18 protein-coding genes, 1 pseudogene and 1 riboswitch are annotated in these 22200 nt (G+C 71.6%); of the genes and pseudogenes, 7 read left to right on the top strand and 12 right to left on the bottom strand.

The window, feature by feature from the left end; all coding sequences use genetic code 11:
* Complete coding sequence (locus ACIBUY_RS05535; protein WP_399151885.1) at positions 1 to 1356, bottom strand: pyridoxal phosphate-dependent decarboxylase family protein; 1356 nt, start codon at positions 1354 to 1356, stop codon at positions 1 to 3.
* A 776-nt stretch (positions 1357 to 2132) separates the two neighbouring features.
* Positions 2133 to 2564 (bottom strand): SRPBCC family protein, encoded by a 432-nt coding sequence (locus ACIBUY_RS05530; RefSeq protein ID WP_399151884.1) that lies wholly within the window; start codon positions 2562 to 2564, stop codon positions 2133 to 2135.
* A gap of 174 nt (positions 2565 to 2738) precedes the next feature.
* On the opposite strand from ACIBUY_RS05530, the gene ACIBUY_RS05525 reads away from it, so the two are divergent.
* Positions 2739 to 3950, top strand: a complete 1212-nt coding sequence (locus ACIBUY_RS05525; RefSeq protein WP_365567226.1) for a cytochrome P450 — start codon at positions 2739 to 2741, stop codon at positions 3948 to 3950.
* Between the two features lie 18 nt (positions 3951 to 3968).
* Here ACIBUY_RS05525 and ACIBUY_RS05520 read toward each other — a convergent pair whose 3' ends face one another.
* On the bottom strand, positions 3969 to 4733 hold the full coding sequence (locus ACIBUY_RS05520; protein ID WP_399152161.1) for a polysaccharide deacetylase family protein: 765 nt from the start codon (positions 4731 to 4733) through the stop codon (positions 3969 to 3971).
* Positions 4734 to 4830: 97 nt separating this feature from the next.
* On the bottom strand, positions 4831 to 7893 hold the full coding sequence (locus ACIBUY_RS05515; RefSeq protein ID WP_399151883.1) for a glycoside hydrolase family 3 protein: 3063 nt from the start codon (positions 7891 to 7893) through the stop codon (positions 4831 to 4833).
* A 486-nt stretch (positions 7894 to 8379) separates the two neighbouring features.
* On the opposite strand from ACIBUY_RS05515, the gene ACIBUY_RS05510 reads away from it, so the two are divergent.
* The 4 genes from ACIBUY_RS05510 (at position 8380) to crcB (ACIBUY_RS05495) (ending at position 11843) form a co-directional block, all read left to right on the top strand.
* Positions 8380 to 9906, top strand: a complete 1527-nt coding sequence (locus tag ACIBUY_RS05510; protein WP_399151882.1) for a hypothetical protein — start codon at positions 8380 to 8382, stop codon at positions 9904 to 9906.
* A gap of 143 nt (positions 9907 to 10049) precedes the next feature.
* Positions 10050 to 10946 (top strand): glycoside hydrolase family 16 protein, encoded by an 897-nt coding sequence (locus ACIBUY_RS05505; RefSeq protein ID WP_365567218.1) that lies wholly within the window; start codon positions 10050 to 10052, stop codon positions 10944 to 10946.
* 16 nt (positions 10947 to 10962) lie between these two features.
* Positions 10963 to 11472, top strand: coding sequence for a fluoride efflux transporter CrcB (gene crcB, locus ACIBUY_RS05500; RefSeq protein WP_365567216.1), 510 nt, complete (start codon positions 10963 to 10965; stop codon positions 11470 to 11472).
* Positions 11469 to 11843: a fluoride efflux transporter CrcB gene (crcB, locus tag ACIBUY_RS05495; RefSeq protein ID WP_399151881.1), complete on the top strand. Its 375-nt coding sequence runs from the start codon at positions 11469 to 11471 to the stop codon at positions 11841 to 11843. The genes crcB (ACIBUY_RS05500) and crcB (ACIBUY_RS05495) overlap by 4 nt, the downstream gene beginning before the upstream one ends.
* A 10-nt stretch (positions 11844 to 11853) precedes the next feature.
* Here crcB (ACIBUY_RS05495) and ACIBUY_RS05490 read toward each other — a convergent pair whose 3' ends face one another.
* The gene (locus ACIBUY_RS05490) at positions 11854 to 12942 is read right to left on the bottom strand and encodes a hypothetical protein (protein WP_365567212.1); all 1089 of its coding nucleotides are present in this window, start codon (positions 12940 to 12942) and stop codon (positions 11854 to 11856) included.
* Positions 12943 to 13069: 127 nt separating this feature from the next.
* The gene (locus ACIBUY_RS05485; RefSeq protein ID WP_399151880.1) at positions 13070 to 14062 is read right to left on the bottom strand and encodes a hypothetical protein; all 993 of its coding nucleotides are present in this window, start codon (positions 14060 to 14062) and stop codon (positions 13070 to 13072) included.
* Between the two features lie 178 nt (positions 14063 to 14240).
* A riboswitch (cobalamin riboswitch) is annotated at positions 14241 to 14314 on the top strand.
* A gap of 61 nt (positions 14315 to 14375) precedes the next feature.
* Here ACIBUY_RS05485 and ACIBUY_RS05480 point away from each other — a divergent pair.
* A complete protein-coding gene (locus tag ACIBUY_RS05480; RefSeq protein ID WP_365567208.1) occupies positions 14376 to 14753 on the top strand; it encodes a (2Fe-2S) ferredoxin domain-containing protein in 378 nt (125 codons plus the stop codon).
* 1 nt (position 14754) lies between these two features.
* Positions 14755 to 15429 (top strand): (2Fe-2S)-binding protein, encoded by a 675-nt coding sequence (locus tag ACIBUY_RS05475; protein ID WP_399151879.1) that lies wholly within the window; start codon positions 14755 to 14757, stop codon positions 15427 to 15429.
* A 7-nt stretch (positions 15430 to 15436) separates the two neighbouring features.
* Here ACIBUY_RS05475 and meaB read toward each other — a convergent pair whose 3' ends face one another.
* The 6 genes and pseudogenes from meaB to ACIBUY_RS05445 form a co-directional block, all read right to left on the bottom strand.
* A complete protein-coding gene (meaB, locus tag ACIBUY_RS05470; protein WP_399151878.1) occupies positions 15437 to 16420 on the bottom strand; it encodes a methylmalonyl Co-A mutase-associated GTPase MeaB in 984 nt (327 codons plus the stop codon).
* Positions 16421 to 16424: 4 nt separating this feature from the next.
* Positions 16425 to 18629 (bottom strand): methylmalonyl-CoA mutase, encoded by a 2205-nt coding sequence (scpA, locus tag ACIBUY_RS05465; RefSeq protein WP_365567202.1) that lies wholly within the window; start codon positions 18627 to 18629, stop codon positions 16425 to 16427.
* Complete coding sequence (locus tag ACIBUY_RS05460; RefSeq protein ID WP_365567200.1) at positions 18626 to 20440, bottom strand: methylmalonyl-CoA mutase subunit beta; 1815 nt, start codon at positions 20438 to 20440, stop codon at positions 18626 to 18628. The genes scpA and ACIBUY_RS05460 overlap by 4 nt, the downstream gene beginning before the upstream one ends.
* Before the next feature lie 163 nt (positions 20441 to 20603).
* Positions 20604 to 21197, bottom strand: a complete 594-nt coding sequence (locus ACIBUY_RS05455; protein WP_399151877.1) for a histidine phosphatase family protein — start codon at positions 21195 to 21197, stop codon at positions 20604 to 20606.
* Positions 21198 to 21304: 107 nt separating this feature from the next.
* Positions 21305 to 21790, bottom strand: a complete 486-nt coding sequence (locus ACIBUY_RS05450; protein ID WP_399152170.1) for a hypothetical protein — start codon at positions 21788 to 21790, stop codon at positions 21305 to 21307.
* Between the two features lie 47 nt (positions 21791 to 21837).
* Positions 21838 to 22155 (bottom strand): annotated as a pseudogene (locus tag ACIBUY_RS05445) (PQQ-binding-like beta-propeller repeat protein); the annotation flags it as partial.
* Between the last annotated feature and the right edge of the window lie 45 nt (positions 22156 to 22200).

The raw sequence follows: 22200 nt of genomic DNA, 5'->3' as shown, positions 1-22200 counted from the left end.
TCACCGGCCGAGCTCCTCCCGCGCGGCGCGGCGGATCTCGTCGAGCAGCATGCGGAGGTGCTCCGCCGTGATCTCGTGGTTCATCAGGACCAGGCGCAGCGCCGCGACCCCGCCGACGTCGACCTTCGAGATGAAGAAGTGCCCCCGCTGCTTGACGCGGTTCCTGATGGCGATCTGCAGCCGGTGCAGGGCCGCGTCGTCGAGGTCGTGCGGCGGCAGGTGGCGGAAGCAGAGGATGTTCGCCTCGGGGCGGTGCAGCGGGACGAAGTCCGGCTCGCCCGCCAGGATGTGGTGCGCCTGCTGCGTCAGCCGGCACAGGTGGTCGATCTTCTCCGCGAACAGCGCGGGACCGTACAGCGCCCACAGCGCCCACAACGTCATGATCATGGGGCGTTTGGTGCACTCGAAGTTGCGGCCGCCGCTGTCGAGCGCGGTGTAGATGTCCGGCTCCTCGTCGAAGACGTAACTCGCCTTCTGGCGGAACGCGGCCAGGCTCTTGGCCCGGTCCCGGTAGAACAGCAGCGTGCAGGGTGCGGGCACGAACAGCATCTTGTGGGCGTCCCAGGTCAGCGAGTCCGCCCGCTCGACGCCGCGCAGCTTGTGCCGCAGCCGGTCACTGACCAGCAGGCTCGCTCCGTGCGCCCCGTCGACGTGCAGCCACAGGTGCAACTCCTCGGCGATGTCGGCGAGTTCGTCGAGCGGGTCGAAGGCGCCGACCGCCGTGGTGCCCGCCGAGGCGACGAGGCAGAACACCTTGAGGCCGCGCTGCTCGGCGGCCTCGAGTGCGGGCCGCACCCGGGCGGGGTCGATGCGCTGCTCGTCGTCGAGCGGCAGGCGCACCAGCTGGGCGTCGCCGATGCCCATGACCCCGGCCGCCCGCGCCACGCTGTAGTGCACGTCAGCGCCCACCGCGATGGCCGGCCGTGCCGTGCCGTCGACGGCCGTGCCGCCCTGTGACCAGTAGTCGGGGAAGCGCTCGTTGCGGGCCGCGAGCAGCGCGGTGAGGTTGGCGAGGGAGCCGCCGGAGGTGGTCACCATGGCGAAGCCGCCGGGCTTCCAGCCGATGAGGCGGCCCAGCTCGTCGGCCATGATCCGCTCGGCCACGTTGGGCAGTTGACCCGCTTCGTAGAACGAGGAGGGCTGGTTGACCACCGAGCTCACGAAGTCGATCACGCCGGCCAGCGGGACCACGCCCGAGAACTGGCGGCCCATGTATCCGGGTGAGTGCACCTGGATGCCGGTCCTGATGTACAGGTCGATGATCGCGGCGAGGCGCTCCTCGTCGAGGTCGGCGACGCGCTCGCGCTCCCGGGTCATCAGGGCCCTGGCCTGGTCGGCCAGGGCCGCGGGGGCCATCAGTTCCAGGCCCCTGATGGACTGGTCGGCCAGGTGTTTTTCCAGTTTTGACAGCGCGGTTTCGGAAGAGTTCCGGAAGCGCTGTGGATCGAACGCGTCGAGAAAGAGCCCGCTCCGTTCGGCAAGAGGATCGGGCGACCGAGATTCTGTCACGGGGTCTCCTTCGGAAAGTCCCTGTGCAGCCGGAGGCTAAAAGTGAGGAGTGTGTGGCCACGGGTTCCGGCGGGTTCACGGCCGGGGGCCGGCATTTCTCCGTGCCCCGGCTGCGCAGGCCGCGGCAGGACGTCGTGGAGCGGTTCCGCCCGGCGAGTCGACCGGGTTTCTCCGCCGGAACCACGGTAGGGGCCATGCACAGGAAATGGAGATGCCGTACGGGGGTATGTCCGAAAGCGGTGGCGGGTGTTTGGGGAATGCCCAATTGCCCTGCGCAACACGCGTATTCACGGGTTTCCGGACGCGGGAGAGGAGCGAGGCCGCTTTTTGGTCAGGGGCGAATTCGCGTACGTGTACGAGAAGGTCGGCAGAAAGGCAGGAGAGCGACCGGTCCGCGGTCGGGCGCGGCTCGGCGGCGACGGACTTCTTGCCACCGTCATGTGACGGCACCGCTTGCCGCGGGCCGGATGCCGGGGCGGGCGCGCACGTCGGCTCGGAATCTCACGGTCCGTCACATGTTCCGGTCATCCGGGGGAGGAGGAACCTCGTAACCCTGGCTCTGCAGGGAGGTTGAGGGAGCGTCAGACAGAATGTGCGTGCCCACTCCCCGGGGGGTGTCCGGGCTACGGACTCCCGTCCCGCAGCAGCCCGGCGACCGCCCGCCCGAACATCCGCCGCCCCGCAGCCGCGAGCAGCGGATCGGCGACGGCGGGCACCCCGCGCACCCGCAGCTCCTCGCGCCACTCCACCCGCGCACCGCCCGAGCCGAGCGGCCGCACCTCGAACTCGGCCCAGCCGGTGACGAACCGGCCGCGCTTGACCATGCGGCAGCGGCGCGGCGGCTGCCAGGCGACGACCTCCATCGGGTCGTCGAACGCGCACCGCCCGACACCGGTGCGCGCCACGAACACCGTGCCCGCGGCCGTCGGCGGGGGCGTCGCCACCGTGACGCGAGTGAGCGGCACGACGTCGCCGTGCCGCTCCCAGTCGGTCAGGCGCCGCCATGCCTCGACGGCGGACAGCGGGGTCTCACGGACGATCCGGACATGGGCCACGCCTGCGAGAGTAGGCCGCCACCCGGTGAGCCGCGCCACATCCCGGCGGGCGTGTCGCGCCATGGTGCCCCAACTGGCCCTCCCTTACGATCAGTTGAGTCAAGATGATCATGAGTGTACTGAATGTTCTGAGTGTCCTGAGTGTCCTCGACCCCGACAGGAGCCGGATCCCCCATGGCCGAACGCACCGTCATCACCGTCATCGATCCCGCGGGCCGCGACCTGCACGCCGAGAACGACCGGCTGCGCGCCCAGGGCGCCGCGGCCCTGCTCGAACTCCCCGGCGGCATACGGGCCTGGGCCCCCACCCGGTACGACGTCCTCAAGGGGCTGCTCGCCGACGACCGCGTCTCCAAGGACCCCAACCGGCACTGGCCCGCGTGGATCAAGGGCGAGTTCCGGCAGACCTGGGTCAACTCCTGGGTGGGCGTGACCAACATGTTCACCGCGTACGGGAGCGACCACCGGCGGCTGCGCAAGCTCGTCTCGCCGGCCTTCACCAAACGCCGTACGGACGCGCTGCGCCCGCGCGTCGAGGTGATCGCCACGGAGCTCCTCGACTCCATGGCCGCCGCGCCCGACGGCCGCGCCGACCTACGGGCCGACTTCGCGCATCCGCTGCCCATGCGCGTCATCTGCGAGCTCTTCGGCGTGCCCGAGGAGCGGCGGGCCGACGCCGCCCGCCTGATCGCCGGGATCATGGACACCACCGTCACGCCCGAACAGGCCATGGCCATCTGGCAGGAGGTGCAGCAGCTGCTCGGCGCCCTGGTCGCGTCGAAGCGCGCCGTGCCGGGCGACGACCTCACCAGCCTCCTCATCGACGCCCGCGACGAGGAGGGCTCGAGCCTGACGGAACAGGAGCTGCTCGACACGCTGCTGCTCGTCATCGGCGCCGGGCACGAGACGACGGTGAACCTGATCGGCAACGCGGCGCACGCCCTGCTCACCCACCCCGACCAGCTCGCCCGCGTCCGCTCCGGCGAGATCCCCTGGAGCGACGTCGTCGAGGAGACCCTGCGCTGGGCCCCCTCGATCGCCAACCTGCCGCTGCGCTACGCCGTCGAGGACATCGAACTGCCCGACGGGACACTGATCCCGGCCGGCGACGCCATCCTCACCTCGTACGCCGCCGCCAACCGCGACCCGCGGCGGCACGGCCCCGACGCCGCGGCCTTCGACCTCACCCGCGCCGACAAGGAACACCTCGCCTTCGGGCACGGCGTCCACTACTGCATCGGTGCCCCGCTGGCCCGCCTCGAAGCGACGATCGCCCTGCCCGCCCTCTTCGAGCGGTTCCCCGGACTGTCCCTGGAGGACGGTGCCGTGCACGTCGAGTCGTTCATCGCCCACGGGTTCGGGAAGCTGCCGGTGCGGCTCGGCTGAGTGCGGTCCCGGCACCGGTCAGGGCTTGTAGATCTTCCCCGGTACCGGCTTGCCCGGTGCGAACAGCTGCGGCACCGTCACGAAGACGTAGCCCTTGGCCTTCAGCTGGTCGATGATCCCGGGCACGGCCGGCACGGTGTTCTTGTACAGGTCGTGCAGCAGGATGATCGAGTCGCGGTGGGTCTGCTTCACCGCGCGCTCGGTGATCGTCTTCGACGGCGGGACCGTGTAGTCCTTCGTCGTCACGTCCCACAGGATCTGCGCCAGACCCTCTTCCTTGGCGAGCTCGCTGACGTGGTCGTCGGTGCGCCCCTGCGGCGGCCGCATCAGCGTGGGCCGCTTGCCCGTCAGCTTCTCCACCGCGTCGTCGGTGCGCTTGAACTCGTCCCGGATCTCCGCGTCGCTGATCTTCGTCAGGATCTTGTGGTCCCAGGTGTGGCTGGCGAGCTCGTGGCCCTCGCGCGCCATCCGCTTCACCAGCTCCGGGTGCTTGGCTATGTGGTTCTTGCCGAGCAGGAAGAAGGTCGCCGGGACCTGCTTCTCCTTCAGGATGTCGAGCAGCTTTGCCGAGTTCTCGCTGGGGCCCGCGTCGAAGGTGAGGGCGACGCACTTGGCCTTGCGGCAGTCGACCGTACCGAAGGCGGCTGGCTTGGCGTCGTCCGCCTTGCGGGCCGCGCTGGGCTTGGTCGTGTCGTACTGCGTGCAACCGCTCAGGCCGAACGCGAGGGTCCCGGCGGCCGCCAAAGTGGCGGCCGCGCGGAACCCGTTCCGCTTTTTCATCATCTTCTTACGTGCAGCAGGCATGCAGGCACTATACACAGCATCTATACACGCAGTGTGTAGCTGTCTGGCCTGCGCATTTATGGTCTCGCCGGGTCGATCACGCCTCCTTGTAAGCGGTGATCAACTTGTTGATCGCACCCGCGAAGTCACCCGTCAGCGCCAGATGATCGGCGTCGGCGAACGGCTTGGCCCAGGCCTGCGTGACCGTGCCGCCCGCCTTCTGCTGGACGATCAGCCGCGCCTTGTCGACCAGTGCGCCGCCCGTCGTCGCGTCGTGCACGTACCGCGCCGCGACCGCGAGGGCCCGCAGGGTCGGTTCACCGCCCGCCGGCACCTTCGTCAGGGTCGTCAGCCCGTAGCCGTACGGGAACTGCGGATCGTACGAGGAGTCGCCCACGTTGATCGGCAACTGGGCCTCGGACCTCGGCCAGGTGACCGGCAGTTGCCCGGTGAAGGGCCGCTTGCCGTAGAGGACGTCGGCGACGCCGTCGCCCTCGGTGCCCGGCAGCCAGGACGCGACCAGTCCGTCGATGGCCCCGAGCCGGTCACCGATCAGCTGCGGACGGCCCGAGACCGTCAGCACGACGCACTTCATCGCGCCGCACACCTTGTCCACGGCCGCCTTGTCCGCGGCGGTCAGCTCCAGGTCGTTCCCGTTGCCGACGTCGCCGACGCCCTCCGCGTACGGGGTCTCGCCGACGACGACCACGCCCACGTCGTACCCGGCGGTCGGCGCCGAGGCGTCCTTGGAGTAGTCGATCGTGGCGCCGGGGGAGGCCTTCTTCATGGCCTGGAGGATGGTGGTGCCGTCCGTGTTCTTCCCGGACCGGCCCTGCCAGGTGATGGTCCAGCCGCCGGTCTGGTTGCCGAGGTCGTCGGCGTTCGACCCGGCGACGTACACCTTCTGCGACGTCTTCAGCGGCAGCACGTTCCCGGCGTTCTTGAGCAGCACCTGCGACTCGGCCGCGGCCTGCCGGGCCACGGCGCGGTGCGCGGACCCGCCGATCGCGTCGATCTTCGAGGTGTCGGCGTACGGCTTCTCGAAGAGCCCGAGCCTGAACTTCTGCGTGAGGATGCGCGAGACGGCGTCGTCGATCCGCTTCTCGGTGACCCGGCCCGCCTTCACCTCGGTGACCAGGCCGTCGCGGAAGTCCTTGTACGCGTACGGCGCCATGATCATGTCGATGCCCGCGTTCACCGACGTACGGATGTCGCTCGCGTAGTCGCCCGGGATCTGGTCGATGCCGTTCCAGTCGCTGATCACGAAGCCGTCGAAGCCGAGCCGGCCCTTCAACTCCCCATTGATCATTGCCGCGTTGGCGTGCATCTTCACCGGGCCCTCGTCGTCCCCGACGATGTCGAGCGAGGAGTACGACGGCATGACCGAGCCGACGCCGCGCTTCACGGCCTCGCCGAACGGGGCCAGGTGCACCGCCTCCAGCTCCTGCCTCGTCACCGTGGTGACGCCCTGGTCGACGGTGTACGTGCCCGTGGTCGACGAGCCGTAGGTGGTGCCGCCGTCGCCGAGGAAGTGCTTGGCGGTCGCGAGCACCTTGTCGTCGCGGTCCAGGTCACGGCCGTCGGCGCGGCCCTGGAAGCCCTGGATCATCGTCTCCATCGACTTCACCAGCGCCGGGTCCTCGCCGAACGACTCGTAGGAGCGGCCCCAGCGCTCGTCGCGCGAGACGCACAGGCAGGGTGCGAAGTCCCACGGGATGCCGGTCGTGCGCACCTCGGAGGCCGTAACTGCCCCGGTCTTCTCGGCCAGTTGGGGGTCTCGGGCGGCGCCGATGCCGATGTTGTGCGGCATGATCGTGGCGCCGACGAGGTTGTTGTGGCCGTGCACCGCGTCCACGCCGTAGATCAGCGGGATCTGGAACCGGGTGGCCTGCGCCCGCAGCTGGAAGCCGTCGATCATCTTCGCCCAGGCCTCGGGGGTGTTGGGCGTCGGCGTCGAACCGCCGCCGGACAGCAGCGAGCCCAGGTCGTACGCGGCGACGTCACCGCCCGTGCCCACGGCGCCCCGCTCGGCCTGCGTCATCTGTCCGGCCTTCTCCTCCGGAGTCATCCGGGAGACGAGGTCGGCGACGCGCTTGCGGACGGGCAACTTGCTGTCCAGGTACGGCAGTCCGTGCGCGTCGATGACGACCTGCGGCGTCTCCGCGGGTGCCTTGGCGCCGGTGACGGTCAGCTTCAGCGGGATCGTCTCGGCGTTCTCCGCCTTCTCCCGGTCCTTGGCGGTGGCGACCGTGACGGTCTTCGTCGCGCCGGACGCGGTGCCCGCAGGGAAGGTGACGGTGCCGGTGGCCGGGGTGTAGTCCTTGCCGGCCGTGGCGGTGCCGCCCTCGGTGGCGTACGTGACGGTGACGTCGTCGGAGAGCGGCACGCTGCCCGTGGTCGTCACGGACACCTTCACGCGCGCCGAGTCGCCTTCCCGCACCGGGTAGACGGCGGCGTCCGTCGACACCTGCGCCCGTAGCGCCGGGTCCGCCTTCCCGTACAACTCGACGTCGTCCATGGCGAATTGACCCTTGGCGCCGACCGGGAGCGTGACCGAATAGCCCCACATCCGGTCGAGCCCGAGGACGTGGTCGATGCCGCCGACGGGCTGGTAGTCGGTGCGGTACGCGAACTGCGTGAACGGGATCTCGATCTGCTTCCAGCCGGAGAAGTCGTCCGTGAACGTCGTGTTCCACAGCTCGGACGCCTCGCCGTGTGCTCCGCCGTCCTTGATCTCGAAGGGAATCTTCCGCCCTGAGGCGTCGCCGTCCCACCACAAGCGGATGCCCTTGAACGCCGACCAGTCGTGGGCCGGCTGATCGGCGGCGTAGTCGTGGCTGAAGCCGCCGTAGCCGTTGATGTCGTACGTGCCCGAGAGGACCTTGGCGCCCTCGGGCGCGTCCGCGCTCTCCTTCAGTTCGAGCTTCGGGTTGTCGTCCGCGTCGCCGCCCCAGGTGAAGATGCCCTCGGCGGGCTGGGTCGCGAAGGGCACCTCGCCCTCGAAGCGGTCCACGGGCACGGGCACGGGCGTCGGGTCGTCGGCGGAGGCGGGCTCCGCGAGGGTCAGGGGCAGCAGTCCGGCGGTGAGCGCACAGGCGGCGAGCAGGGCCGCCCGTCTTCTTCGGCCCCGCGATGCGGCGGTGGGTGTGTGGTGACGCAAGGTTCCCTCCCGAGGTCCCGTTACGGGTGATGGTGGTGCGTCCCGGCGTGCTTAATTCAAGAGTTGAGTTAAAGGGGGTGCCGAGAGAGCGTCAAGCCTTCGGAACGTAAAGGGAGTTGACGGGACGTAACCGATTGACAGCACGGTGCGGTGCCCCCGATCGTGGTCAACCGGGTTGTGACGCCTGACGGTTGGGGGACCGCGATGGGGTGGCCGGGGGATGCGTCGGACGGTGGAGCGGGTCAGCAGGGACCGCAGGGGGAGCAGCAGCGGCCGGGGTACGCGGGAGGCGGGGAAGGCGCGGGAGGCGGCGGATTCGGCCCGCCGCCCGAGATGCCGCCTGAGACGCCTCCGCCTGTGATGCGGCCGTCTGCAATGCCTCCGCCCGAGACGGCTCCCCCCGGGATGCCGCCGTCTGCGATGCCGCCGCCGGTGCTGCCGTCGGGCCCGATGGCGTACCCCGGGATGCCGCCTGCGCCGCCGCCCATGCCCGCGCGGCCGCCCGAGCCGCCTCCGGGGCCGCCCGAGCCGGGCCGCGCGCTCGCCGCCGGACTGCTCAACCTCTGTGGCCTGGGCCTGGGTTACGTGTTCCTGCGCCGCTGGTTCCTCGCCGCGCTCTGCCTCGCCGCGACGGCCGCCCTGCTCGTCGTCGCCCTGCCCGCCGACCCCGACGGGGTGCCGCGGTGGGCCCTGATCGGCTATCCGGTGCTGCTGCTCGTCGCGGCGGCGGACGGCGCGCGCCGCGGCCTGCGGGCCCGCTCGACTCTCGTACGGGCCAGGCCTGTTGTCGCCATCGTGCTCGGCGTCGCGCTGCTCGCCGTGCCTGCCGGGGGAGCGGTCGCCTACGGCTCGCTGCGCGACGACGCCGTCGAGGACATGCTGCTCGACCGGCTCGCCGCGACCGACGCGCTCGTGCAGGACGCCTCCGCCAAGGACTTCGCCCAGGCCCGCCCCGACTACCGCACCGCCCTGGCCCGCTACAGCGCTCTCACCCGCGACCACCCGGGCTCCCGCGCCGCCCACCGCGTGCACGACAGCCTCGACACCTACTACAAGGACGTCTCCGCGCCGTACGCCAAGAAGGACCACTGCGGCGCCGTCGCCCCGCTCGAGTATCTGCGGGACGTGCCCAAGAGCATCGACCGCGACGTCCTCGGCGCCCTCGCGGCCTGGCCCGACGAGCCCCTCGCGGTCTCCCTCCTCGCGTGCGGCAGCGGAAAGCTCGGCACCGCCGAGAGCGACGGGCAGGGCGGCGAACTCGGTCAACTCCTGCGTACGTTCCCGAAGTCGGCGCAGGCGGCGAAGGTCGAGCCCGCGGTGCGCGCCGCCGTCGGCAAGCGCAAGGACGCGATGTCGGGCGCCGACCCGTGCGCCGCCACCGACCAACTGCGGCGCATCGGCGACACCGCGAAGCAACTGCCCGAACCGGCGCCCGGACACCTGAGCGGCGACGTCGACGGGGCCGTGCGCGACGGCGACTTCGCGTGCGGCATGGACCAGTTCAAGGACGGCAAGTACGCGCAGTCCCGCAAGACGCTGGCCGACTTCGCGGGCACGTACAAGAGCGACAGCCGCCGCGGCCGCGCCCAGCAGGTCGCCATCGCGGCCGAGATCGCCGAGCAACTCCCCTCCGCCGGAGGTCAGTTGCCGCCCGCCAAGGCGCCCGGCGGCGCCCGCATGCAGATGGTGATCAGCAACGACGGACCCGACCCCGTCGAGATCCTCTACACCGGACCCGTCACCGGACGCATCACCATCGGGGCGTGCGGCTCCTGCTCTGCGTACAGCAGTGAGGCCGTGGGCAGCAGCAAGGCCTGCAAGGCGAGCGGCAGGAACTACCCGAAGAAGACGCTCCGCCTGCCCGCGGGCTCGTACCACTTCCTGCACAAGCCGGGCGGCGAACAGGCCACGGCGCGCAGCCGCGCCGCCGACGGCAGCATCCAGTCCGGATACACGTACACGCAGTGCAGCTACGTGGTGAAGAACAGTCTCGGTACCGGAGCGGATCTCTGACGGGGTGAAATCGGTTACTACGAACCGGACTTCACACTTCCCGCACCTGCACGGTGTCTTGACGCATGCTGTCCGCGCCTCCACTCTGAGCGCCCGTGAAAGCGTTTTCCATCCTGGGGGACGCGCCTTCGAAGGGTGAGGCCATGAGACACCGCACCGCCATGACGACGATCGCCCTGCTGGCCGCGGGCGCCCTGCTCGGCGCGCTGCCGGCGGGCGCCGCCGAACCCGCCGAATCCGCCGACGGCGCCGCCGCCTCCGCGCTCGTCGACCCGGCGACCCCCGCGGGCGTGCAGCCGCTGTCCACCGGCACCGCGCCCGCCGCCGCGGCACAGACCCTGGTGTTCAGCGACGAGTTCGACGGGACGACCGTCTCCACCGCCCGCTGGACCGCCCGCGACCAGGAGCGCTCCGGCGCCGCGGGCACCGACCGCTGGTGGTACAAGCCCGCCAACGTCCGCACGGACGGGAACGGCGCGCTCGCCATCGACGTCAAGCAGCTCGCCGCGGGCCAGTACTCCGGCGGCCGCATCGACAGCCAGGGCAAGTTCGACTACGCGTACGGCACGATCGAGGCCAGTGTCCACACCGCGGCCGCCACCAACGGTCACCTCGCCGCACTGTGGCTGCAGGCCGACGGGGGCCTCACTCCCGGGGGCGTCGTCGACGGCACCGCGCGCGACGGCGCCGAGATGGACATCACCGAGACCGCCTACCAGGCCGACAAGTACGCCGTGACCCTGCACTACGACGGCTACGGCGCCGACCACAAGTCGACCTCCCAGGTCGTGAACGCGCCCGGACTGCACAGCACCTGGTACCACACGTTCGGCCTCAGCTGGACCCCCACCCAGCTGCAGTTCACCTACGACGGCACCGTCGTGCGCACCATCACCGACCCCCAACTCATCAGCCAGGTCAAGGAGTTCCCGATCCTCTCGCACGAGGTCCTCGACAACTGGGCCGACGGCTCGATCCACGACGAGACCTTCGACTGGCACTCCACGATGTACGTCGACTACATCCGCGTCTGGCAGTAGGACTCACCCTGCGATCATGTCCACTGGTGCCCGGCGAGAAGGAGGCGTGCCAGTGGAGGCAGTGGGAGAACCGGTCGATCCCGACATCGGCGTACGCGCGCCCGCGCCGCCCCGTCAGGAGTGGCGCGGGCAGGGACCGGTGCTCGCGGTCGTCGCGCTCGGCGGCGCGCTCGGCGCCTGCGCCCGCTACGGTGCGTCCCTGCTGTGGCCGACGGCGCCCGGCGCCTTCCCCTGGACGACGCTCGTGGTGAACGCGGTGGGCTGCGCCGTCATCGGCGTCTTCATGGTCGTGATCACGCGGGTGTGGTCCGTGCACCGGCTGGTGCGCCCGTTCTTCGGCACGGGCGTCCTCGGCGGCTTCACCACCTTCTCCACGTACGCCGTCGACATCCGGCAGCTGACCGACGGCGGCGAGGCGCGCACCGCCCTCGGCTATCTGGCCCTGACCGTCTGCGTCGCCCTGGCGGCGGTGTGGACCGCGGCGCACCTCACGCGGCGCGTGATCGACCGGAGGTCCCGCCGGTGAACTGGCTGCTCGTCATCGCCGGAGCCATGGTCGGCGCCCCGCTGCGCTACCTCACCGACCGCACGGTGCAGGCACGGCACGACACGGTGTTCCCCTGGGGCACGTTCGCGGTGAACGTCGCCGGGTCCCTGATCCTCGGCCTGGTCACCGGCGCGGTCGCCGCGGGCGCCGCCTCGTCCCAGCTCCAACTCCTGCTCGGTACCGGCCTGTGCGGGGCCCTGACGACGTACTCCACCTTCTCGTACGAGACGCTGCGCCTGGCCGAGACGGGGGCGCGGTTCTACGCGGCGTGCAACGTGGTGGGCAGTGTCGTGGCGGGGCTCGGGGCGGCGTTCACGGGGGCGGCCGTCGCGCAGGCGCTCTGGGGGTAGCCGACCCCGATCAGGAGCGGGTCGCGGTCGCGCACTCGTCGCCGTCGGTGTCGCCCGGCTCGGCGTCCAGTGACGTGCTGCGGTCGTACGGGTCGAGGGTCGGTCCGTCGGTCCTGCGGTCCGTGCCGAAGTCGGGCACGAAATAGCCGGTGTAGAGGCCGCACCCCGCGTTGGTCTTCTCCAGGTCGTTGCTCAGCACGGAGAAGGTGCCCTTCTCGGTGATCGTCCTCGCCGGGTCGTCCCAGCTCATCACGATCTCGCGGCGCACGATGACCCGCCTGACCTCGTCACTGCCCTGCTGCGCGCGGACGACCGGGTAGACGTACGTCACGTCGGTGGTCACCTTCAGCGCACCGCTCTTGCCCTCCTCGTACGTCATCCGGCCACGGGTCTTGACGACCTTCCCGACCAGCTTCACCTGCGCCGGGTCGAACCGGCTGAACAGCACCAGCGGGTCGTACTCCTTGCTCGGGCTGGTCAGTGACGTGTCGAGGAACGTGCTCTGCCCCGGCTGGTGCGGGTTGATCAACGCGATGGCCTCGGCGGGTCGTTCACCGCGCAGCACCTTCGGGTCCAGGCTGGACGCGACCAGGAAATCCTTCGACCGTGCCAGTGCCCGAGCGACCTGCGCCTTGCTCATCCAGCCCGTGGCCCTGGCGGCCGGCACGCCGATCCCGGCGGCCCCGTCGGCCCACCGCGCGGCGGGCGAGCCCCGGAACGGCTCGTCCAGAGTGGGCTTTTGGGGGTCCTCCCTGGGCGGCGCAGCCGAGGGACGGACGGTCTCGGTGGCGAGCGGCGTCGAGTCGTCGCCGTCACCCCCGAACCAGCCGGTCACGCGCCCCGGGTCGAGGGCCACGAACAGCACGGCCAGCGCGGCGAGCAGCCCCACCACGTACCAGCGCTTGCGCTTGCGCGGCGGCTGGTGCGTGCGCCAGCCCTGCGGTGCGGCGTCCTGTTCCTGCAGCCGCCGGGTCACCATGCGGGCCCGCGCCGACGGCTCCTTGGGGGCCTCCGGCACGCCCTCCGCGGACTCGCGCAGGAACCGCTCCCAATCCTCGTCCGAAAGGGACGAACCGTCCTGATCCCCACCCGAGTTCACGCCGCTGTCTCCCTTGCCCCTGGCCTGCCGAGACGGCCGCCCGCCCCTCCCCAGGGCGCGCGCCGCCGGAGCATGATGCCAGAGCCCCGTGCGAGATGACACGCACGGGGCTCCGCCAACGCTTCCGTCAGCCGAACTTCACCGAGCCGATCCTGTTGTCGAAGCCGAGCCGCGCCAGATCCGCCACGTCACCGCGCACCACCAGGGACGTGCCCGTGCAGTCCGGCCCGGACCAGATCTTCAGGGAGCCGTCGGCGGACAGGGACGACGTCACCTTCGGGCGCGCCAGGTTCTGGCAGCCGGGTCCCGCGACGCCCTGGGCGGCGCCGGAGTCCGAGAAGTTCGCGTCGTCGAAGAGGACGGCGCTGGTGGCGGGGGCCGCCTGCCCGTTTCCGGAGCCGTTTCCGGAGCTGCTGCCGGAGCCGTTGCCGGTGTCGCCGCCCTGCTGCCCCGACCTGCCGCCGTCCGGCGTCACGCCGAACCAGGTCCCGCCCACACCCTGCCCGTTGGTGTCACCGGGCTTGAGGTCCTTGCTGAACCGGTAGACGGGCCGGCCGCCGATCGTGACCTGGTGCGTGCCGTCGTCGCGGGTGATGACCCCGACGTCCGCGGGCCGCACGCCGTCGACGAAGATCCTGCCGCCCGGGGCGACGAGCACCGGCGGCCAGGTCGTCGCGCAGTCGCCGTTGCAGTTCGACTTCGACGTTGACGCCGTGTCCTTGTCGAAGCGGTACAGCGTGAATCCGGCGCCGTTGACGACGACGGGGTTCAGCGCGCCGACGCGGGCGGCGGACAGTTGAACCCACTTGCGCTGTACGGGAGTCGAGGCAGGGGAGCCCGCGGGAGTGGCCCAGTCGCCGGTCCGCTCGGGAGCGTTGTTCTGCCGCGCGGTGCCGGACGTGAGCGCCAGGTCCATGGAGCCGGATGACCCGGATGACCCGGATGACCCGGATGAGCCGGATGAGCCGGACGAGCCGGTCGAGGCCGGTGCGCTCGTCGAGGGCTTGGCGGCGGCGTCCGTGGTGCCGTCGCCGCCGCCCCCGCACGCGGTCAGGGTCAGCACACCCGCCCCGGCGAGGGCGGCGAGCAGGGTCGCGGTGCGGTGGGTCCTGCTGAACATCGCAATCTCCTTGTGTCGTACGCCTGGTGGGAGCTTTCGATGCGTCAGTACGGGTGCAATCCGGGGTGCTACTCAGCCCTGGAAGAGACCGGGACGAAACCAAGACATTGTCTAAAGTGGGAAACCGTCTCCATGGCATGATGGCCCCGACACGGAACGGACATGGGCGACGGCGGCCGAGGAAACCGGTGCGAACCCGGTGCGGTCCCGCCACTGTGATCGGCGCGCACGACAGCCGAGAGCCAGAGACTCACGCGGTCGCCCCCTCGACGGACCCCGGGGCGGATCTCCCCGGTGAGAGGCGGCAACGGGCATGCCCGACAAGAAGCAACAGGTCAGGGCCGCGGCGAGCTGCCGGCTCGTCGTCTGCAGGGACTGCTGCTGCGGCAGCGTCAAGGTGCCCGGCGACCACGCGGCGCAGACAGCGCGACTGAAGGCCGAGGCGCCCGTACGGATCTCCGAGTGCCTGGACGTGTGCGACCAGGCGAACGTGGTGGTCGTCCAGCCCTCGGCCGCGGGCCGCGCCGCCGGAGCGCGACCGGTCTGGCTGGGCCTCGTCAACGACGCGGACGCGACTGAGGACGTGCTCGCCTGGGTCCGCGCGGGAGGCCCCGGCGTGGCGCCGCGCCCCGACATCCTCGACCTGTACGTCTTCGCGCCGCCGCGCCGGGTGCGGACGCAGGCGCTCTGAGATGTCCCGGGCGCCCCGTACCGCCGTGACCTATGCGCTCCACGACGTGGCGGCGCTGGGCGGATTCTTCGCGCTGGGCGTGGCGGACGACCGGCCCCAAGTGCCTTTTGCGGCAGGGGAGTTCATCCAACTCGCGGACGATGTCGCGCGGCGCTGCGGGACCGACGAGGCCCGGATCGGCGCCTCGCTCGCGCACCTGGCCCTGGCCGCACGCCTGTGGTCCCCGGTCCTGGCCTGCACGGTGCTGCACGGCATCGTGCCCGACCTGGCCGCCCTGGAGTGGGCCGACGGCGGCCCCGACGTACGTCTGCACCGGCCCGGCGGCTGGTACGCCGACCGGCTTCCCGATCCGGCGGCCGCGGTGTACGAGCAGGTCGACGGCGTCCTGGCGGCGGTGGAGAACGCGGTGGAGAGCGCCGCCGGCGTCAAGGTCGCGCGCGGCCTCCTGGACGGCAACGTCGCCTCCGCGCTCGTGGGTTCGGCGGGCGTGCTGCTGCGGGCCCGCCCCGGGGTCCGCGAGCCGCTCACCCGGCTGACCCGCGAACTCCTCGGCGCAGGGCGGCTCGCCGGCACCGGCCGCCTCACCGGTCCTGTGCCGCACTTCCGCCGTACCAGCTGCTGTCTGTACTACCGCGTCCCCGGAGGCGGCAAGTGCGGTGACTGCTGCCTGAACTGACGGCGTATCAGTGGCTGCGGAAGGCAGCCAGGATGCGCTCCGCGGCCAGCGTGGCGGTGAGTTCGCCGTCGCGGACCTGCTGCTCGAGCCCGGGCGCCAGGGTGCGCACCCCGGGGTCCGCGTGCAGCCGCTCCAGGAGCTCGTCGCGGACCATCGCCCACGCCCAGTCGACCTGCTGGTCACGGCGCTTGGCGGCGAGACGTCCTGCCGCGTCGAGCCGGGCGCGGTGCTGCTCGAGCCGCTCCCACACGGTGGTCAGGCCGGTCGACTCACGGGCGCTGCAGTGCAGCACGGGCGGCGTCCAGAAGGCGTCCTTGCCGTGCATGAGCCGCAGCGCGCCCGCCAACTCCCGTGCCGCGGCCTGCGCGTCGCGCTCGTGCGGGCCGTCGGCCTTGTTGACCGTGATCACGTCGGCCAGTTCCAGGACGCCCTTCTTGATGCCCTGGAGCTGGTCGCCGGTGCGGGCGAGCGTGAGCAGCAGGAACGAGTCGACCATGTCGGCGACGGCGGTCTCCGACTGCCCGACGCCGACGGTCTCCACCAGGATCACGTCGTACCCCGCGGCCTCCATCACCACGATCGACTCGCGCGTGGCCTTGGCGACGCCGCCGAGCGTGCCCGCCGTGGGGGAGGGCCGCACGAACGCGTCCGGGTCGACGGCCAGCCGCTCCATCCGCGTCTTGTCGCCGAGGATGGAGCCGCCCGTCCTGGTGGACGACGGGTCGACGGCCAGCACCGCGACCCGGTGCCCGAGCCCGGTGAGCATCGTGCCGAACGCGTCGATGAACGTCGACTTGCCGACGCCCGGCACCCCGCTGATCCCGATGCGCCGCGACCGGCCGCTGTGCGGCAGCAGCTCGGTGAGCAACTCCTGTGCCAGCGCCCGGTGTTGGGGGCGCGTCGACTCGACGAGGGTGACGGCCCGGGCGACCAGCGCGCGCTTCCCGTCCAGGACGCCCTTGACGTACGTATCGAGATCGATGGCGGCCATGGGACTACAGGTCGCCCTGGCCGTCGGTGCCGTCGGTGCCGTGCCCCAGCTCGGCGGCGAGGCGCCCCACGAGGTCGTGCGCGGCGTCCGGGATGACCGTGCCGGGCGGGAACACGGCCGCGGCGCCCATCTCCAGGAGCGTCGGCACGTCCTGCGGCGGGATCACCCCGCCCACCACGATCATGATGTCCTCGCGGCCCTCCTCGGCCAGCGCCTCCTTCAGCGCCGGTACGAGGGTGAGGTGCCCGGCGGCGAGGGACGACACCCCGACGATGTGCACGTCCGCCTCGACGGCCTGGCGCGCCACCTCGCCCGGCGTCTGGAACAGCGGGCCCACGTCGACGTCGAAGCCGAGGTCCGCGAAGGCGGTCGCGATGACCTTCTGGCCGCGGTCGTGACCGTCCTGGCCCATCTTGGCGACCAGGATGCGCGGCCGGCGTCCCTCGTCCTCGGCGAACTCCTCGACACGGGCCCGGGTGCGGTCCACGGTGGGGGACTCCCCTGCTTCGTTGCGGTACACGCCGGAGATCGTACGGATCTGGTTCGCGTGCCGCCCGTACACCTTCTCCAGCGCGTCCGAGATCTCCCCGACGGTCGCCTTCGCGCGCGCCGCGTGGACCGCGAGCTCCAGCAGGTTGCCCTCGCCCGCGGCCGCCCGGGTCAGCGCCTCCAGCGCGTCCCGGCACGCGGTCTCGTCGCGCTCGGCGCGCAACTTCCGCAGTTTCGCGATCTGTTGGGCCCGTACCGAGGAGTTGTCGACCTTGAGCACCTCGATCTGCTCGTCGGTGTCGACCAGGTACTTGTTGACCCCGATCACCGGCTGGCGGCCCGAGTCGATCCGGGCCTGCGTGCGCGCCGCGGCCTCCTCGATGCGCAGCTTCGGGATGCCCGCGTCGATGGCCTTCGCCATGCCGCCCGCGGCCTCGACCTCCTGGATGTGCTGCCAGGCCTTGCGCGCGAGGTCGTACGTCAGCTTCTCCACGTACGCGCTGCCGCCCCACGGGTCGATGACCCGCGTCGTCCCCGACTCCTGCTGGATGAGGAGCTGCGTGTTGCGGGCGATGCGCGCCGAGAAGTCGGTGGGCAGCGCGAGCGCCTCGTCGAGGGCGTTCGTGTGCAGCGACTGCGTGTGCCCCTGCGTCGCCGCCATCGCCTCGACGCACGTACGCGTCACGTTGTTGAACACGTCCTGCGCGGTCAGCGACCAGCCCGACGTCTGCGAATGGGTGCGCAGCGAAAGGGACTTGGTGTTCTGCGGGTCGAACTGCTTGACCAGCTTCGCCCACAGCAGGCGCGCCGCGCGCAGCTTGGCGACCTCCATGAAGAAGTTCATGCCGATCGCCCAGAAGAAGCTCAGCCGGGGCGCGAACGCGTCCACGTCCAACCCCGCCTCGCGGCCCGCCCGGATGTACTCGACACCGTCGGCCAGCGTGTACGCGAGCTCCAAGTCGGCCGTCGCGCCCGCCTCTTGGATGTGATAGCCCGAGATGGAGATCGAGTTGTAGCGCGGCATCCGCTGCGAGGTGTACGCGAAGATGTCGGAGATGATCCGCATCGACGGCTTCGGCGGATAGATGTAGGTGTTGCGGACCATGAACTCCTTGAGGATGTCGTTCTGAATGGTCCCGGCCAGCTTCTCGGGCGGTACGCCCTGCTCCTCCGCGGCCACGATGTACAGCGCGAGGACGGGCAGCACCGCGCCGTTCATCGTCATCGACACGGTCATCTTGTCCAGCGGGATGCCGTCGAAGAGCTGACGCATGTCGTAGATCGAGTCGATCGCCACGCCCGCCATGCCGACGTCACCGGTCACCCGCGGGTGGTCGCTGTCGTAGCCGCGGTGCGTCGGCAGGTCGAAGGCGACGGACAGACCCTTCTGGCCGGCCGCCAGGTTCCTGCGGTAGAAGGCGTTCGACTCCTCCGCCGTGGAGAAACCCGCGTACTGGCGGATCGTCCAGGGCTGGTTGACGTACATCGTCGGGTACGGGCCGCGCAGGTACGGCGCCACGCCCGGGTACGTCCCCAGGAAGTCCAGGCCCTCCAAGTCCCGACCCGTGTACAGGGGTTGGACGGCGATTCCCTCGGGCGTCTCCCACAGCAGGTCGTCGCCGTCGGCCGCCTTCTTCAGGGCGCCGTGCCAGTCGTCGGGCGTGGCCGTGCCCGACGGCGTCCCGAGGTCGAGCGTGGAGAAATCCGGTACGGCGGTCATCGGGACACTCCCATGCGGTCGAGCGCGGCGCTGAGCACGGCCACGGCGTCGCAGCCGGCGAAGACGTAGGTGTCGACGTCGGTGTACTCGCCCGGCCGGCCCGCGAGGGACACGTGCCGGGCGCCCGCCGCGCGCAGCTCGGCGGCACTGGCCCCGGCCTGCTCGGCGTACAGCGCGTCGCTGGAGCACAGGCACGCTTCCTGCGCCCCGCTCTCCTCGAAGGTGCCCTCGGTGACCGGCTCGATGCCGCCCGCCTGGAACAGGTTCGCGGCGAACTGGAGCCGGGCGGTGTGCGCCGCGGCCGGTCCGAGCGTGGCGAGGAAGACGCGCGGCCGGGCGCCGGTCGCGGCGAGGTGCGCGTCCGAGCGGGCCCGCAGCTCCTCGAACGCCTCGTCCCTGCGCACCCGCGGCAGACCGCCGGCCGGGGCCGCGGGCACCGGCTCGCGGACCACCGGCTTCTCGGCGAGGTGCGGGAACTCGCTGACACCCGTGACGGGTTCGCGTCGCGTGGCGAGCTTCTTGCTGCGCGCCGCCCAGGTGGCGGCGAGCCGGTCGCGGACCAGGCCCGAGCGCAGCGCGGCGGCCTGGCCGCCCTCCTTCTCGATCTCCTGGAAGAACTCCCAGGCGGCATGGGCGAGTTCGTCGGTCAGCTGCTCCACGTACCAGGAGCCGCCCGCCGGGTCGATGACGCGCGCCAGGTGCGACTCCTCGATGAGGATCGTCGACGTGTTGCGGGCGATGCGGCGCGCGAACGCGTCCGGCAGGCCGAGCGCGTGGTCGAAGGGGAGCACCGTCACGGAGTCGGCGCCGCCGACCCCGGCGGCCATGGTCGCGATCGTGGCCCGCAGCATGTTCACCCACGGGTCGCGCCGCGTCGCCATCACCGGCGACGTCACCGCGTGCTGCCGCTGCGCGCCCGCCTGTGCGGCCCCGCAGGCCTCGGCGACCCGGGCCCAAAGGCGGCGCGCGGCACGGAACTTGGCGATCGTCAGGAACTGGTCCGCGGTCGCCGCGTACCGGAACTCCAGCTGCGCCAGGGCCTGTTGGACGGTGAGCCCCGCCCCGGTCAGCTCACGCAGGTACGCGACACCGGTCGCGAGCGAGATGCCCAGCTCCTGCGCGGCCGAACCGCCGGCCTCGTGGTACGGGAGCGCGTCCACGGTCAGCGCCCGCACCCCGGGCCACCGCGCGCCGCACAGCCGCGCGAGCTCCACGACGGGGGCGATGTCGTACGACTGCCCGGTGCGCGCCTCGTGACCGAGCGGGTCGCCGCCCAGGTTGCCCCGCGCCGTGTCGTCGGCGATGCCCGACTCCTCGTACAGGCGCAGGAGTTGGCGTGCCGCCGCGTCGGTCTCGGCGCCCGCGTCCAGAACGATCGGCGCCAGGTCGAGCAGGACGCCGTCGAGGGTGGCGGGCAGCGCGGACACCGGGATGCCGGTGGACTCGCCGACGGTCAGCCACAGGGACGTGACGCCGTTCTCCAGGTCGCCGAGCACGGCGGCCGGGTCGGCGACCTGGTGGCGCTGGCGCACGTCCCAGCCGCCCACCGTGTTGCCCTCGGCGCGGCCGCCGCGGACGAACGGGGCGAAGCCGGGCAGGCCGGTGGGGGGAGCGTCGTCGCTCGCGCTGTACAGGGGGCGGGCGCGCAGCCCGTCCTCCAGTGCGGTGGACAGGGCGTCCTCCGCCTGTGCACCCGAGACTTCCTTACCCGACTTGCGCAGCACACCCGCAACCAGGTGCTGCCATTGCTCATGAGTCGCGTCAGGGAACTCGGCCGCCAGGGAGAGCCCGTCGTCAGGCAGGACCGTCATGCTCGGATGCTAGGTCAGAGGGGCGGACGAGGAGCAGACGGTGCGGGTGTGACCTTGTTCTCCTTGCCTTGGCGGCCCGAACGCCCTAACAAGGGACTGCCGAGGTCAAGGCCGCGCCGGACGGCTCCGGCACGGCGGCCGTCGGCGGAGTGCGAGGAGCCCTCTAGCGTTCCTCGGCGGTGACTGCGGCGAGAGGGCGTCCGACCCGGAGGTTCCATCGACCGGCCCGCCCGCTCAGCTCGGTCACCGTCAGCGGTTCCACGTCGAGCCGCCAGAACGCGGAGAGCGGCGCACCCGTCGCGTGCACCGCCGCCGCCCGCACCACATCGGGCTCCACCACAGCGGTCACCCGCCCCGCTTCCTCATCGGCGAGGGCTCGCAACCACCTCCCCACGCGGGCACAGACATCCGCCACCGACTCCCCGCCGGGCGCCGCCGCTTCGGGGTCCGCGAGCCACCGCCCGAGCGCCTCCGGCTCCGCCGCGCCCACCTCGTCCACCGCCCGGCCGCGCCACCGCCCCGCATCGAGCCCGGCCAGCTCGGGCACGGCCCGTAGGTCACCGAGCCCCAGGAGGCGGGCCGTCTGGGCGCACCGCACACTGCCGGACCCGACGACGGCCTCCGGCCGCACGAGCCGCCCGGCCGCGGCACGGGCCCGCGCGGCACCGCCCTCGTCGAGCGGGTCGCCGTCGTCGAACACGGCGCGGCGCAGGGAGGCGGTCCGGGCGGGGGTGAGGAGCAGGAGGCGGGTGGTCACGGGGGCTCAACCTACGCCCCTGAGGGAGATCGACCGATGCCCGGCGGGGATCGCGGGGCATCGGCGACGACGGCGGCCACGACGGCACAGCCCGAGCCCTGCCCGTCTCAGGCCTCGCCGAACTGCGCCGACTCGAGGGCGTACCACCGGCGCTTGTCGGGCGGAGTACCGCCCTTGGGGTCCACACCGCGATCCGCGCACACAGCGAACACGAGGTCCCCGACGCAATAGGTCTCCAGCAGATGCTTCTCGGGCAGAGTCAGGACCGGGCCCGTGCGGCCCGTCCCGGGATCGATCCGCACGAGCTTCGCGCCGTCACCGTTGACCTTGGCGATCAAGGGAGCGTCAGGGCGCATGGTTTGGCCCCTCTGGGGGGAGTGGCGGCTGAACAGCCCTTTGTGGCGCCAGCGTTCGGTGCCGGTACGGGGATCGAGACCCAGCAGGGTGTTCGTCCGGGTCTTCGGGTCCCACTGGTTGGCCACCACGATGGCGCCGTGGACGAAGGGGGAGCCGCCGGGACGCGACCACAGCTTCTTGCCGTCGACGGACGACCAGGCGTCCTCCGTGCCGAGCAGCAGCTTGTGCTCGGGCACGACCTGAACCCCGTCGAGACCCTTGTACGTCGTGTGTACGTCGTGACGATGTGGCCGTCGGAGGCGTCCAGGACGGTCAGGCCGGACCCGCCGCTGAAGAAGAGGCGGCCGTCCACCTCGCCGGCAAAGGACGCGTCCTCGCGCGAACCGGTGGTGTCCGCGTACGACCACACCCACTCCTCCTTCCCGGCCACCTTGTCCAGCGCGATCCAGGAACCTCCCTCGTCCCGTGCGAGCAGCAGCCCTGCGGCCGACTCGAGGCTGCCGACCAGGGGCATGTCACTCCGCAGGGGACAGCGCCAACGCTCTTCCCCGGTGGCGTGCTCCAACGAGCGGTCCAGGGCGCGGCCGGGAGCGAGGGCCATCACGATGAAGAGGGTGTCGCCGTCCCGCCCGAAGTCATGGACGGT

Origin of the sequence: Streptomyces sp. NPDC050085, assembly GCF_044460595.1 — a bacterium.
In the GTDB taxonomy this organism is placed as follows: domain Bacteria; phylum Actinomycetota; class Actinomycetes; order Streptomycetales; family Streptomycetaceae; genus Streptomyces.
Note: the sequence above shows the minus strand (reverse complement) of the source record. Positions and strands in the feature narration are given on the sequence as shown.